11 protein-coding genes are annotated in these 13336 nt (G+C 69.2%); 1 reads left to right on the forward strand and 10 read right to left on the reverse strand.

The window, feature by feature from the left end:
* Positions 1–81 precede the first annotated feature (81 nt).
* Positions 82–852 (reverse strand): thioesterase II family protein, encoded by a 771-nt coding sequence (locus ACWIHY_RS25755; RefSeq protein WP_454378047.1) that lies wholly within the window; start codon positions 850–852, stop codon positions 82–84.
* A complete protein-coding gene (locus ACWIHY_RS25760) occupies positions 840–1877 on the reverse strand; it encodes a 3-oxoacyl-ACP synthase III family protein (RefSeq protein ID WP_454378048.1) in 1038 nt (345 codons plus the stop codon). Before ACWIHY_RS25760 ends, ACWIHY_RS25755 begins: the two co-directional genes overlap by 13 nt.
* A gap of 180 nt (positions 1878–2057) precedes the next feature.
* Between ACWIHY_RS25760 and ACWIHY_RS25765 the strand changes: the two genes are divergently transcribed.
* Positions 2058–2690, forward strand: coding sequence for an acyltransferase (locus ACWIHY_RS25765; protein WP_454378049.1), 633 nt, complete (start codon positions 2058–2060; stop codon positions 2688–2690).
* Positions 2691–2711: 21 nt separating this feature from the next.
* Here ACWIHY_RS25765 and ACWIHY_RS25770 read toward each other — a convergent pair whose 3' ends face one another.
* The 8 genes from ACWIHY_RS25770 to ACWIHY_RS25805 all read right to left on the reverse strand — a co-directional run.
* A complete protein-coding gene (locus tag ACWIHY_RS25770) occupies positions 2712–4109 on the reverse strand; it encodes an NDP-hexose 2,3-dehydratase family protein (RefSeq protein ID WP_454378050.1) in 1398 nt (465 codons plus the stop codon).
* Complete coding sequence (gene rfbB / locus ACWIHY_RS25775; protein WP_454378051.1) at positions 4106–5089, reverse strand: dTDP-glucose 4,6-dehydratase; 984 nt, start codon at positions 5087–5089, stop codon at positions 4106–4108. Before rfbB ends, ACWIHY_RS25770 begins: the two co-directional genes overlap by 4 nt.
* Complete coding sequence (locus tag ACWIHY_RS25780; protein ID WP_454378052.1) at positions 5086–6147, reverse strand: glucose-1-phosphate thymidylyltransferase; 1062 nt, start codon at positions 6145–6147, stop codon at positions 5086–5088. Before ACWIHY_RS25780 ends, rfbB begins: the two co-directional genes overlap by 4 nt.
* A 13-nt stretch (positions 6148–6160) precedes the next feature.
* Entirely contained in the window at positions 6161–7285 is a 1125-nt protein-coding gene (locus ACWIHY_RS25785) for a DegT/DnrJ/EryC1/StrS family aminotransferase (RefSeq protein WP_454378053.1), read from the reverse strand.
* 56 nt (positions 7286–7341) lie between these two features.
* Positions 7342–8577, reverse strand: a complete 1236-nt coding sequence (locus ACWIHY_RS25790) for a glycosyltransferase (protein ID WP_454378054.1) — start codon at positions 8575–8577, stop codon at positions 7342–7344.
* Positions 8574–9560 carry an NAD-dependent epimerase/dehydratase family protein gene (locus ACWIHY_RS25795; protein ID WP_454378055.1) on the reverse strand — a complete coding sequence of 329 codons (987 nt, stop codon included), beginning with the start codon at positions 9558–9560 and terminating at the stop codon, positions 8574–8576. Before ACWIHY_RS25795 ends, ACWIHY_RS25790 begins: the two co-directional genes overlap by 4 nt.
* A gap of 1 nt (position 9561) precedes the next feature.
* Positions 9562–10764 (reverse strand): macrolide family glycosyltransferase, encoded by a 1203-nt coding sequence (locus ACWIHY_RS25800; protein WP_454378056.1) that lies wholly within the window; start codon positions 10762–10764, stop codon positions 9562–9564.
* Between the two features lie 75 nt (positions 10765–10839).
* A partial coding sequence (locus tag ACWIHY_RS25805) for an alpha/beta fold hydrolase (protein WP_454378057.1) occupies positions 10840–13336 on the reverse strand: 2497 nt, incomplete at its 5' end.

The raw sequence follows: 13336 nt of genomic DNA on the forward strand, positions 1-13336 counted from the left end.
TTCCGTCGTATGTACGTGGCCCCGATCGTGAGGGCCGTGGAGGGACGGCGCCCGTGGGCGTGCCCGCGGGCGCCGTCCCCGTCAGCACGCCGCCCCGGTCCGCGTCGTGCGAATGTGATCGGAGATCGTCCGGATCACGTCTGCGCCCTGCGAGTTGAGGTAGAAGTGGCCACCGGGGAACACCGTCTTCGTGAACCGTCCGGTGGTGTGCTCGGACCAGGAGCCCGCTTCTTCCTCCGTCACCTGGGGGTCGGCGTCACCCATGAGGGAGAGCACCGGGCAGTTCAGGGGCGGCCCCGGCCGGTACTCGTAGCTCTCCACCACCCGGTAGTCGCCCCGGATGGCCGGCAGGATCATCCTGAGCAGCTCCTCGTCGGCCAGGAGCCGGTCGTCGGTGCCGCTGAGCCGCCGGATCTCGTCCATCAGCCCCTGGTCGTCGCGCAGGTGCACCGGGTCCTGTCGCGGGCGCGTGCGGGAGGGGGCACGGCGGCCCGAGGCGATGAGACCGAGCGGTTGCGTACCCGCGCTCTCGAGCAGCCGGGCGACCTCGAACGCCACCATGGCGCCCATGCTGTGCCCGAAGAGCGTGACGGGCCGGTCCAGCCAGGGGGCCAGTGCGTCGGCCACGCCTCGGGCGAGCTCGTCGACGGAGGCGGCGCAGGATTCGTGACGCCGGTCCTGGCGCCCCGGGTACTGGATGGAGAGGACGTCCGTGTCCGGCGACATCGCCCTGGCGACGGGCAGGTAGAACGACGCCGAACCTCCGGCGTGCGGAAAGCACACGAGCCGCGTCGGGGCGTCCGGCGCCGGGTCGTACCGGTGGATCCACGCGCTGGTGTCTAAGCTTCCCACGCGGGCCGTTCCCCGATCGTGAGCACGCAGGCGGAGCAGACCCATCCCGGCCCCTGAGAGGTCATCAGGACGTGGTCGCCGGGCGCCAGCTCACCGGTGCGTACGGCGTGCTCCAGCGTGATGAAGATGTCGGCCCCGCCGGCGTGGCCGACCGACGTGCCGTACTCCCAGATCAGCCGGTCCATGGGAATGCCGAGGGGGCGCATGAGCGCGTGCTCGGTCATCCTCTTGTCCACATTGATGGAGATGACCTTCGAAATGTCGTCGGTGGTCAGACCCGCGTCGACGACGGCCTCGTTGATAATGCCGAGATCGAATTTACCGAAGGTCTCGAAGAGCTCGGCAAATCCCATGACATTGTCGACGAAATACTGCGACCGCTCCCCCATGTTGAAATACTTCCGGTCCCCGCCGTCGGGCGGCAGAAGTGATTCCTCACCACGGTGCCATTGTTCCAGGCTGTGCAGAGTACCGGAATTCAGGGACCGCACCTCGGCGAATCCTCCGCGGCCGTTCACCACGGCCGCCACGGCACCGTCGGAAAAAATGGAGGAGGTACCGAAGTCGCCCCATCGATTGATGAGCGGGGTACTGAAATTCGCCGCCGTGGTGATCAGGACGTTGTTCCGCCGGGCGACACCGGTGATCTGGCCGATCGCCGCCTCCAGGCCGCCGAGCATGCTGTTGCAGCCCTGCTGCACGTCGAGCGACGGAATGTCGCCGGCGCCGAGCTCGCGCAGGACATAGGCGGGGGCGTACGCACCCTCCGGGACCTGGTAGTACACGCTGCCGTGGACGTGGTAGTCGATCGAGTCCAGGTTCGCCGACGAGCGCGCCACGGCGCTGCGGGCAGCCAGAACGGCCATGTCGACAGCCGGAACGTCCCCGGCCACGTGAGTGCCGGTCAGGCCGGCCGCGGCGAACTCGCCGCGCGCGTATTCACTTGCGCCTTCCGCCTCCGCAGCGGCCACCCATTCAGGAAGATGCACCCCGAGCGAGTCGATATGGACACCATTTACTTTCATGACGAAAACCCTCCCTGTCCCCGCATTTACAACGTCCACCTAAATGCAGTATGGATCATTCTGTCAAGTGGATTCGACGGCGAAGCCGGAACCCTGCGAGAGTGACGTACATCACGGCGAAATCGAGACTGTTTTTCGGCTATCCATATACCCACGAGGATTCCCGATGAAGGAGGAGCAGTGGCCGCTCGCATTGACCCCGGCGCCGAGGTCGACGAACAGGCGACGGTGGGTGACGGGACGGCCGTCTGGGGCCTGGCCCACATCCGGGAGGGCGCCGTGGTGGGCCGCGACTGCAACATCGGACGCGGCGTGTACGTCGGCCCCGGGGCAACGCTCGGAGACAGCTGCAAGGTCCAGAACTACGCCCTGATCTACGAGCCGGCCCGGGTGGAGGACGGCGTTTTCATCGGCCCCGCCGCCGTGCTCACCAACGACCCGCACCCGCGCGCCCTCACCCCCGGCGGAGCCGCGAAGGGACCGCGGGACTGGACGCCGGTCGGGGTGATCGTCAAGCACGGCGCCTCGGTCGGCGCCCGCGCGGTCTGCGTCGCCCCGGTGACCGTCGGACGCTGGGCCCTGGTCGCCGCGGGCTCTGTCGTGACCCGGGACGTGCCGGACTATGCCCTGGTGGCGGGCGCTCCGGCCCGCCGGATCAAGTGGGTCGGGCGGGCCGGCGTACCACTGGAGGACAAGGGTGACGGCCACTTCCGCTGCCCCGTCACCGGCGAGGGGTACACCGAGAGCACCGGTGACGCGACGGCGGGGCCGGCGGGGGCGGTGGTACTGCACAGGGACGAGGACCTCTCGTGACGGGGGCGGGTGGGAGCGCTGTCAGGACAGTGAGTTCAAGCAGGCCAGCAGCGTGCGGGCCTGCACGCTGACGTAGTGCTCGTGCCGCAGCAACGCGTTCAGCTGCGGCACGCTGAACCACGCGAAGTCCGGCGGGAGGTGGTCGGGCAGGTCTCCGTCCGCCTCGACGATCAGGTGGCGGGAGACCGCGTTCAGGAACCGTCCGCCCTCCTCCGAGAGAACGGCGTCGTACCGCACCCTGGACGGCCCGGCGGACTGGACGTAATCCAGCAGGGGCGGAAGGTCGGCGGGTTCGTAGTTCTCCGGCACGCACTGCACGGTGGGGCCGAGTTCCACCGTGCTCCGGAATCCCGGCTCCGCGCGGGCCCGCATCAGTACGTGCGGAACTCCGCCGGCCTCCCGCACCACCGACGCGACCACGCCCGGTCCGCGCGGCGCGAACAGTGGCTGGTGCCAGCCGGTCACCTCCCGGCTGCCGGCCTGGACGGACACCGCCACGACGCTGAAGTAGCGGCCGTCCTCGCGGGCGATCTCCGCCGGGCCGCGGTGCCAGCCTGCGGACTCGGTCTCGCGCAGCGGGATCCTGGTCGCGTCGGTCTCGCGGTCGCTGCGCTGCCCGGTGAGCCAGCCCATCAGCTCGGCGGTCGGCGTCAGGGCGCCGTCCTCCTCCCCGTCGCGGGGCAGGAGGGGGGCCAGGCAGGACAGCACCGAACGCGCGTCCATATTGACCAGGTTGTCCCGCGCGAGCAGGTCGTTCAGCTGCCCCAGGGTGAGCCAGCAGAAATCGTCGGCCAGTGGGATGTCTGCGTCCGCGTCGACCTCGACGACCACGTTGCGGTTGCTCTTGCGGTAGAACCAGGCGCCGTGCTCGGACTGGAGGACATCGGTGATCACCCGGCCGCGCAGCGCTCCCGCGAAGTATTCGAGGTAGCGGACACGCGCGCCCCGGTGGACCCCGGCGAAGTTGCTGCGCGTGGCCTGCACGGTCGGCGACAGCTGGAGCAGATTCGGATTGCCGGGCTCCATCTTCGCCTGCATCAGGAAGTGCGGCACGCCGTCGAAGTCCTTGACCAGGATGCCGAGGATGCCGATCTCCGGCTGCCGGATGATGGGTTGCCGCCACTGGCGGCCCGGCCCGTCGGCGGACCGCACCTCAAGCCCCTCCACGCTGAAGAAGCGCCCGCTGCGGTGCACCAGATTGCCGGTGGCATCGTCGAAGCTCCAGCCGTCCGCCGCTGCGAACGGAACCCGTTCGACCCGGAAGGGATGCGCCTCCCGGCGCTCCTCCAGCCAGGCGTCGAAGGCGCCCGCGGGCAGCAGCACCCCGTGCCTGGCCCGCGCAGAGGCCGCCAGCCGACCCGGCAGTCCGGCGTCCTCGCAGCTGCGCAGCACGCCCGCGCCCGTCAGGGCCGCCGTCACGCCGCCGCTCCCTGATCCGCCGTGGCCGGTTTCCATCGGTCCGGATGGTCCCGGTACCACGCCACGGTGTCGGCGAGCCCCTGCTCGAAAGCGACGGCCGGTACGTAACCGAGTTCGTCGCGGATCTTGCTGTCGTCCAGGGAGTAGCGCAGGTCGTGACCCTTGCGGTCGGTCACGTGACGCACCATCTCCGGTGCGACGCCGCAGAGTTCGAGCAGCAGATCGGTGATCTGGCGGTTGGTCCGCTCGTCGCCGCCGCCGACGTTGTAGATCTCGCCGCCGCGGCCCTTGGCGAGGACCAGGTTGATCGCCGCGCAGTGGTCGGTGACGTGCAGCCACTCGCGGATGTGTGAGCCGTCGCCGTACAACGGCACGGTCTCGCCGTTGAGCAGCCTCGTGGCGAACAGCGGGATGAGCTTCTCCGCGTGCTGGTACGGGCCGTAGTTGTTGGAGCAGCGCGTGACGGAGACGTCGAGGCCATGGGTGCGTGCGTAGGCGCGGGCCATCAGGTCGCTGCTCGCCTTGGAGGCGGCGTAGGGGGAATTGGGGGCCAGCGGCCAGTCCTCGGTCCACGAGCCGGAGGCGATCGAGCCGTACACCTCGTCGGTGGATACGTGCACCACCCGCTCGACCCCCGTACGTAAGCACGCCTCCAGCAGATTCTGGGTGCCGACGACGTTCGTACGGACGAACACGGACGGGTCCGTGATGGAGCGGTCCACATGCGACTCGGCCGCGAAGTGCAGCACCGCGTCGTGCCCGGGCAGCAGGTCGCGTAACAGCTGCGGATCACAGATGTCGCCCTCGACGAACGTCAGGCGCTCGTGCCGGCCCGGCAGGTTGTTCCGGTCGCCGGCGTAGGTCAGCTTGTCCAGGACGGTCACGGAGGCGTCCTCGTACCCGGGGTAGCCGCCGTCGAGCAGGGTGCGTACGTAGCAGGAGCCGATGAACCCGGCCCCGCCGGTCACCAGGAGCCTCATGCGGCCACCTCGACGCGCGCGTGGTCCCCGACGATGAGCCGGTGGGAGCCGTCGGGGCCGGCCGTGACGCTGGCCTCCCGGCCGATGACGGACCCGCGTATGGACCCGACGCCCTGCACGCTCGCGCGGTCCAGGACGATCGTGTCGCTCAGCTCGGTCTCCCGCAGCAGGCAGTCCTCGCCGATCGAGGTGTGCGGGCCGATGCGACTGCCCTCGATCAGCGCTCCCGCGCCGACGACCGCGGGCCCGGTGATCCGGGAGCGGACGATGCGGGCGCCCGCTTCCACGACCACCGCGCCGATCAGTTCGCTCTCCGCGTCGACTTCTCCGTCCACGGAGGGCTTGAGCCGGTCGAGGAGTTCGCGGTTGCAGGCCAGGACGTCCTCGATGCGGCCTGCGTCCTTCCAGTAGCCGGTGTACGTACGGGCCTGCACGTCCGCCCCGCTCGCCACCAGCCACTGGATGGCGTCGGTGATCTCCAACTCGCCGCGGGCACTGGCTTCGACGGCGGCCACGGCCCGGTGGATGGCAGGGGTGAAGAAGTACACGCCGACCAGCGCCAGGTCACTGACCGGGTTTTCGGGCTTCTCCACGAGCCGGAGCACCCGGCCGGACTCGTCGACTTCGGCGACTCCGAAGGCGCGCGGGTCGGCCACCCGGTGAACCACCAGCTGGGCGGCCGGGCGGCGGGCGCGGAACTCGCCGGCCATGTCGGCGACGCCCTCGGTGAGAACGTTGTCGCCCAGGTACATGACGAAGTCGTCGTCGCCCAGGAAGTCGCGGGCGATGGCCACGCAGTGCGCGAGGCCGCGAGGCGCCTCCTGCGGTATGTAGGTCAGCCGTACACCCAGCGCGGAGCCGTCGCCGAGCACCTCGGCGATCTTCTCGGGCCGGTCTCCGACCACCACCCCGATCTCGGTCACGCCCAGGGACTTCAGTCCCTCGATGACGTGCACCAGGACGGGCTTGTTGGCGAGCGGGATCAGCTGTTTGGGCATGGAGTGGCTGAACGGCCGCAACCGCAGCCCCATGCCTCCGGACAACACCAGCGCTTTCACCGGTGACTCCTTCTCAGAGGGTCGTGAGGACGTCACGCAGGGCACCGATCACGGTGCTCTGGAGGTCCTCGGGCAGCGACGGGTACATGGGCAGCGAGAAGATCTCCTGGGCCAGCTCCTCGGTGACCGGCAGCGATCCCCTGGCGTATCCGAGGTGCTCGAAACCCGTCATGGTGTGCACCGGCCAGGGGTAGCTGATGTTGAGGGAGATGTCGTGCTCGCTCTTGAGCCGTTCGATGATCCGGTCGCGCTGCCGGTGGCGGACCACGTAGACGTAATGGACGTGCTCGTTTCCGGGGTTGGTCGTGGGCAGCCGCAGGCCGTCCGGGCCGGTGAGGCCGGCCAGCCCCTCCTCGTAGCGGCGGGCGACGGCCCGGCGGCCCTCGATGTAGGCGTCGAGGCGGGTGAGCTTGCGGCGCAGGATCTCGGCCTGCACTTCGTCCAGGCGGCTGTTGTGGCCGGGGGTCTGGACGACGTAGTAGACCTTCTCCATGCCGTAGTAGCGCAGCCGTCGCAGGGCCGCGTCGGCGTCGTCGCTGTTGGTGAGAACCGCGCCGCCGTCGCCGTAGGCACCCAGGACCTTGGTCGGGTAGAAGGAGAACGCGGCGGCGTCCCCCATCGATCCGGCGATCCTGCCGTGGTGCCGGGCGCCGTGTGCCTGCGCGCAGTCCTCGACGAGAGCGAGGCCGTGCTCGGCGGCGAGGGCCTGCAGGGGTGCCATGTCCACACACTGGCCGTACAGGTGCACCGGCAGCAGGGCCTTGGTGCGGGGGGTGATGGCGGCGGCGACCTGGTCGGTGTCCATCAGGAAGTCGTCGGCCCTGACGTCGACGAAGACGGGTGTGGCACCGGTGCCGTCGATGGCGAGCACGGTGGGGGCCGCCGTGTTGGACACGGTGATCACCTCGTCGCCGGGCCCCACGCCGACCGCCTGGAGGGCCAGTTTGATGGCGTTGGTGCCGTTGTCCACGCCGGTGCAGTGGCGGACACCGTGGTGGGCGGCGAACTCCTCCTCGAAGCCGCGGACGCTCGCGCCGAGCACCAGCTGGCCCGAGTTGAAGACCGTTTCGACCGCGTCGAGGATGTCCTTGCGTTCGTCGTTGTATTCCGGCAGATAGTCCCAGACATATGTGGTCATGGGTGGGTTCAGCCTCCAAGCCGTGGGGAAGAAAGTGACTGCCGCGAACGGTGGTTTCAGGCCGCCTCGTTCACCCAGCCCTCGATGAGGTCGCAGGTCGTCCCGACGCCCCGCTCGGCTCGTACGCGCTCGCCGATCCGGGCCGCCTTCTCGGCAGGGCCGGGGTCGCCGACCGCGGTGGCAACGGCCTGGCGCAGCTTCTCCGGGGTCATCTTCTGGAACGGCACCGGTGGTGCGGACACGCCCAGTTCGGCCAGCCGGTCCGCCCAGTACGGACCGTCCGCCCAGCACGGCACGGTCACGTGCGGCACTCCGGCGCGCAGCACATCGGCCGTCGTGCCGAAGGAAGCCCCGTGGACGACTGCGGCCACCTTCGGGAAGAGCCAGCCGTAGTCCACCTCCTGCACCCGGAACACGTCGTCGGAAGCGGCGCCTTCCGGCCCGCCGACCACGATCAGCCGCCGCTTGGCGTGGCGCACCGCGTCGCGCACGAGGTGGAAGGTCTCCTCGCCGTACACCGGCCAGGCGCTCCCGAGCGCGAGCACCAGCGGCTTGGAGCCACTGTCGATGAAGTCCTCCAGGCCGGCCGGGGGCTCCTCGCCGGGGCGGTCCCAGACCCAGTACCCGGTGACGTGCGCACGCGCGGGCCAGTCGGACGGCGGGGGCATGAAGGCCTGGCTGTACGGATAGAGGACGGGCTGCTCGATGCCGAGGCGGCCCACCGGCGACTTCTTCACGGGCGGCAGGCCGCGACGGGCGCGGACCTTGTTGACCGCGGGGCGCTGCCAGGCCCATTCCAGCTGGGCGGACAGGGTGTGGGTGAGCTTGGTGTACGCCGGCCCCAGCGGCAGATCCGGGGTCTTGTACGCACGGAACTCACGGGTCTCGGTGATCGGCCACCAGGAGACGGTTCCCCACGGCAGTCCGGGGCCCGCGTAGCCGCAGCCCCGCGCGATCAGCGAGCTGAGCATGAAGTCGGCACCCTCGGCGGCCTCCTGCATCTTCTCCAGGGAGTCCGCGACCTCGTCCGTGGTGGGCCGCTCCATGGCCATCGCCGTGCGCATCGACGACGGGCTCTTCCGGATCGCCTTGATGACGGCAGGGGTGGCGAAGTAGTCGGCGCTGCTGCCGGGTATCTCCGCGAAGTCCAGCCCCGCCTGCTCCACCATCGTCTTGAAGTCCAGCGACGTGGCCACGACGACGTCGTGTCCGCGCTTGCGCAGCCCGATCCCCAGCGCCACGAAGGGATGGACGTCGCCACGCGTCCCGAACGTCTGCAATGAAACCTTCATTGGACCCTCTGCAAGTTCTTTTCGTACCACTGGACGGTGTCGGCTATGCCGCTCTCCAACGAGCGCGGCGTGAAATCGACCACGCTGTGGAATCTTTCGAGATCGAGCGCCCGGCGGGCGGCTCCCACGGGCTTGTCCGGATCGAACCGGACCCCGTTCGTGCGCCCGGTGGCCGCGGCCACGAGATAGGCCAGATCGCGAATGGAAATCGACTCCGGCGTACCGATGTTGAGAGTTTCGTACGTACCCGACTGCACCATACACAAGATCGCGCGCACGAGGTCGCTCACGTGTATGAAGGTCCGGGTCTGACTGCCGTCGCCCCAGATTTCGACGTCCTGACCTGCCGTCAACTTCATCAGCATATTCGGGATGACATGGTTGGTGGTCGTGCCGAAATCGTCCCGAGGTCCGTACACATTGGTGGGCCGGGGCGTGTAGATGTTCATTCCGAACTGCTTGCGGTAAAGGTCCGCCAGCACCTCGGTGAACATCTTGGACATTCGGTAGCCGTTGGGCGAGAACTCCATGTGACGACGGTGGTCGTCCTCTTCCCGTACGGGCTTCTCACTCTCGTACGAGTAAATCTCGGCCGAGCTGATGAGCACCACGTCCCGCATCTCGCAGTGACGGGCCAGGTTGAGCACATTGGAAACCATGCGGATGTTCTCATCGAGCATACGGCCCGGCTGTTCGAGCAGGAACTGCATATTTCCGTCGAGCGTGGCGCAGTTGACGACCGCATCGATACGCGGCACCGTCCGGGCGGCGGCAAGCAGCGCGTCGTAGTCGAGGACGTCGACACGTAATGCCGTCAGCGCATCGGTGACGGGAAGTTCGGCCCGTACCTCCGGCTTGTCGCGGCGGTACACGCACAGGACCTGCGCGCCCAGGCCGAGCAGCTCCTCGACGACGTGCGAGCCGATGAAACCGAGCCCTCCGGTGACCAGGACCGTCCTGCCGGCCCAGTAGTCCGGTGCCATGTCAGCGTCGCCCCAGGTACGCCTCGATCTCGTCGGCGGCACGGGTCGCACCACCGCCCGCACGGACACGCTCCGACATGGCGGCCACCCGCTGCCGGATCTCCGGGTCCTCGGCCGCCTTCTGCACGGCCGCGCGAAGCGTCTCGGGCGTGGCCTCCTGCCGGGCGATCCGGACACCGAGGCCCAGCTCCGCGATCCGGCGCGCGGTGAAGTCCAGCTCCACCGACTGCGGGACGGCCACGAGCGGCGTACCCGCGGCGAGCGACTCCATCGTGCTGCGGATGCCCGCGTGCGTGACAAAGACGTCGGCGTGCTCCAGCACGGCGAGCTGCGGCACCTGCCGGTGCACCTCGAAGTTGACGGGCAGCTCACCGAGGTCCGCCGGGTCGACGTGTGCGCCGGTCGCCATCACCACGTGCCAGGGCAGGTCCGCGAACGCCTCCGCGCACGAGCGGTAGAATTCCGGGCGTTCGTTGAACAGCGTGCCGAGCGCGATCAGCAGCACGGGGGCACCACCCTGCGGCGGGCTCCACGACGGCTGGTCGGCGGGGTCGACGAGGCTCGGGCCGACGAACACGTACCGGTCGTCGAAGGTCTCCGCGGCAGGCTGGAAGTCCTCGGCGACGCAGACCAGGTTGAGGTCCTCCGACGCGGCCAGGAAGTCACCGGGGCCAGGTGCGGGCAGGCCGTGACCGGCCCGGAACTCAGCCAGTTTCATGCCGAATTCGAGCAGTGCCGGGTGCTGCGGGTCGATGGCGGGGAATTCCTCCGTCAACGCCTGGAGGACGGAGAAGTGCTCGTTCGAGGCAAGCAGCGGAATGAACTGCGCGGCCGGCCGTTCCCATTTCTCGGCGAGCACCCGGGCACCGAAATTCATGAGCGTGTCGTACAGCAAGAGATCAGGCAGATCGGCGGCGAGTTCATGCTCCACGGCGGTCGCGACCGCGATGTTCTCGCGAAGAAGCTGAAGCGGTCCCTTCACCATCTCCTCGGCCGACGTCTCGGCCGGCACGCTGCGGTTCGCGGGCCAGACGGACTCATAAGACACAACCTTCGCACCGGCCGCCGAGACGGCTCCGGCGAACTGGTCCGTCGTGACATACGTGATCCGGTGCCCTCTGCCGACCAGGTCGGCGACGATCGGCAAAGTGGGATTCACATGCCCTTGATACGGGGCGCCGAGGACAGCTATGTGCTTCTTCAAAGGGATGACTCCAGTTCAAAGTGCATGGTCGGTGCTCAGAACTCAAAGCTTTTGTTGCGCTGCCTGTTGGCACTCTCAGACTATTTCATCGAGCCATTTCTCGACAACGCTCGCCGTGAACTCGGCATGCTCTTCCACGATGCTGAAATGGTCACCCGGCACTTCCCTGGCCGCGTGGTCCAGCTTCCAGTCGATGTGCAGCATGTGAGCGTCTTCCGAAGCGCCGGTGGACGACGGAACCGGCTCGGTGGCACGGATCAGCAGCGTGTGCGTCTTGATGGGCTCCGGCCGCCAGTCACCGAGAATCCGGTGGTATCCGCCCATCGCGCTCAACCGCGTGTCGTTCATGATTCGGCCGCCCATTTTCTCCTCGCGGTCGAACACCACGCCCAGCATCGCCACGCCGACCTCGTTGTTGGCCTCGTCGTCGTCGGGCCACGGCACGTCCAGCAGCACCAGGGCCGCGGGCGGGGTGCCCAGGCCCTCCAGGTGTGCGGTGACGGCGTGGGCGACCTGGCCGCCCGCCGAGTGCCCCACGAGGACGAACGGTTCGTCGCCGGCGGCCTCCCGCAGTGCCTGTACGTGCAGCTCGGTGAGCGCCTCCATGTCGGCCGGAATGTGCTCACCCTGCAGATAGCCCGGCTGGGGCAGCACCGTCACGTCCCGCCGGTTGCGGAAGTGCTCGGCGAAGCGCGTGTACTGCTGGGGCCCCGCCGTCGCCACCACGGCCGGGAGGCAGAACAGCGTCGGTCGCGCCTCCCCGACGGCCAGCCGCACTGGCTCCGGCAGGTGCTCGGCTGCCGACGCGCTGTCGAAGGCGGACCGAAGACTCGAGGCGGCCATGATCAGCTCGTTGCCCGCCGCGTGCTGCCCGGTGGCACACGCCTGGCGGAACATCGCCTCGATGCCACCGGGCTGGGGCGCGTCCGGCGTCCCGGAGGCTCCGGACACACCGGAGGCGGCGGAGGTGCCCGGGTCGGCCAACTCCCTTTGCAGGTAAGTGACTGCTGCCGTCGGCTTGGTGTGCTCGAAGAGGAACGCGGTCGGCAGGCGCAGTCCGGTCGCCGCGCTGAGCCGGTTGCGCAGGTCGACCGACATCAGCGAGTTGAAGCCCTGCTCGAAGAAGCCACGGTGGAGATCCACGGTCTCGGGCCCGGTGTGACCGAGGACCACGGCCGTCTCGGCACGTACCAGCTCGGACAGCACACGGATCTGCTCCGCATGCCCGAGTCCGGCCAGCCGCTGCCGGAGATCCGGTTCACCGGTGGCACCGCTTACGCCGGCCGATACGGCGGACCGCCGGGCAGCACTCCGGCGAGTGGCGGACCGGGCAGAGCCCGGCTGGAAGCCCGCGTCGCCGTCCGGCTCACCGGCGTCCAGCCGGGTCAGTGCGAGCGCGTCGACCGACGCCACAGCGGCGCCTGTCGCGTCGGCCAGGGCGACCGAGAACACGCCCGGCCGCCCGGTGGCGCTGATCCGCACCCGCAGCGTCGCGGCCCCGACGGCATGCAGCGAGACGCCTTGCCAGGACGAAGGCAGCCACAGCTGGCCGGTCTCCTCTTCGGCGTTGGCGACGAACCGCGCGGCGTCCAGGGCGGCGTCGAACAGTGCCGGGTGCAGACCGTAGCGAGCCGCCTCGGCCTGCGCGTCCTCCCCTTCGAACAAGCTCACCTCGGCGAACACCTCGCCGTCGGCTCCCTGCCAGAGGGCGTCCAGCTCCTCGGTCTCCACCGCGACGGCTCCCGCCGGGGGCCAGGACACCAGGTCCCACGCCGGCGCTGTCTCATCGCCACCCGCAAGAACACCAGTGGCGTGGCACGTCCAAGGGGCATCGAGCGCCCCGCCCTCGGGCCGTGAGTGGACGCTGAACTTACAGCGGCCCGTCCAGTCCGGCTCCGCCGCCCTCACCCGGAGCTGGACACCACCTCGCGCGGGCAGCATCAGCGGCGTCCGGACCGTCAGCTCGTCCACCACGTCGCAGCCGATCTCGTCGCCCGCCCGTACGGCCAGCTCGACGAACGCCGTGGTGGGCAGCAGCACGGTGCCGGCCTCGTCGGGCCCGGCGAGCCACGCGTGCGCCTGCGCCGACAGCCGCCCGGTGAACACGATCCCGTCCGAGCCGGGCAGTTCGACCGCCGCGCCGAGGAAGGGATGTTCAGCGGGCAGGAGGCCCACGGAGGCCATGTCGCCCGTGGTGGCGGCACTGCCCTGCAGCCAGTACCGGCGACGCTGGAACGAGTACGTCGGCAGCTCCACACGGGAGGCGCCGCTGCCCTCGAACACCTGGGCCCAGTCCACGTCCGTCCCATGGACCCACAGCTCGGCCAGGGAGGTCAGGAACCGGTCCAGCCCGCCGTCGTCACGGCGCAGCGTGCCCGTGACCGCCGGGAGCGTCGTCAGCTCCGGGTTCTCCAACACCTCCTGGACGCTCACCGTCAGGACGGGGTGGGAGCTGACCTCGACGAACGCCTCGTACTCCTGCTCACCCAACGCCTCCACAGCAGTCTGGAAGCGCACCGTCTGCCGCAGATTGCGGTACCAGTACCCGGCGTCGAGACCAACGGTGTCCAGC

This window comes from Streptomyces sp. NPDC055287 (genome assembly GCF_053646035.1).

Coding starts and splice junctions, on each gene's coding strand:
- ACWIHY_RS25795 (WP_454378055.1), bottom strand. CDS start 9,560: ATGGCACCGGACTACTGGGCCGGCAGGACGGTCCTGGTCACCGGAGGG.
- rfbB (WP_454378051.1), bottom strand. CDS start 5,089: ATGAGGCTCCTGGTGACCGGCGGGGCCGGGTTCATCGGCTCCTGCTAC.
- ACWIHY_RS25760 (WP_454378048.1), bottom strand. CDS start 1,877: ATGAAAGTAAATGGTGTCCATATCGACTCGCTCGGGGTGCATCTTCCT.
- ACWIHY_RS25790 (WP_454378054.1), bottom strand. CDS start 8,577: ATGAAGGTTTCATTGCAGACGTTCGGGACGCGTGGCGACGTCCATCCC.
- ACWIHY_RS25785 (WP_454378053.1), bottom strand. CDS start 7,285: ATGACCACATATGTCTGGGACTATCTGCCGGAATACAACGACGAACGC.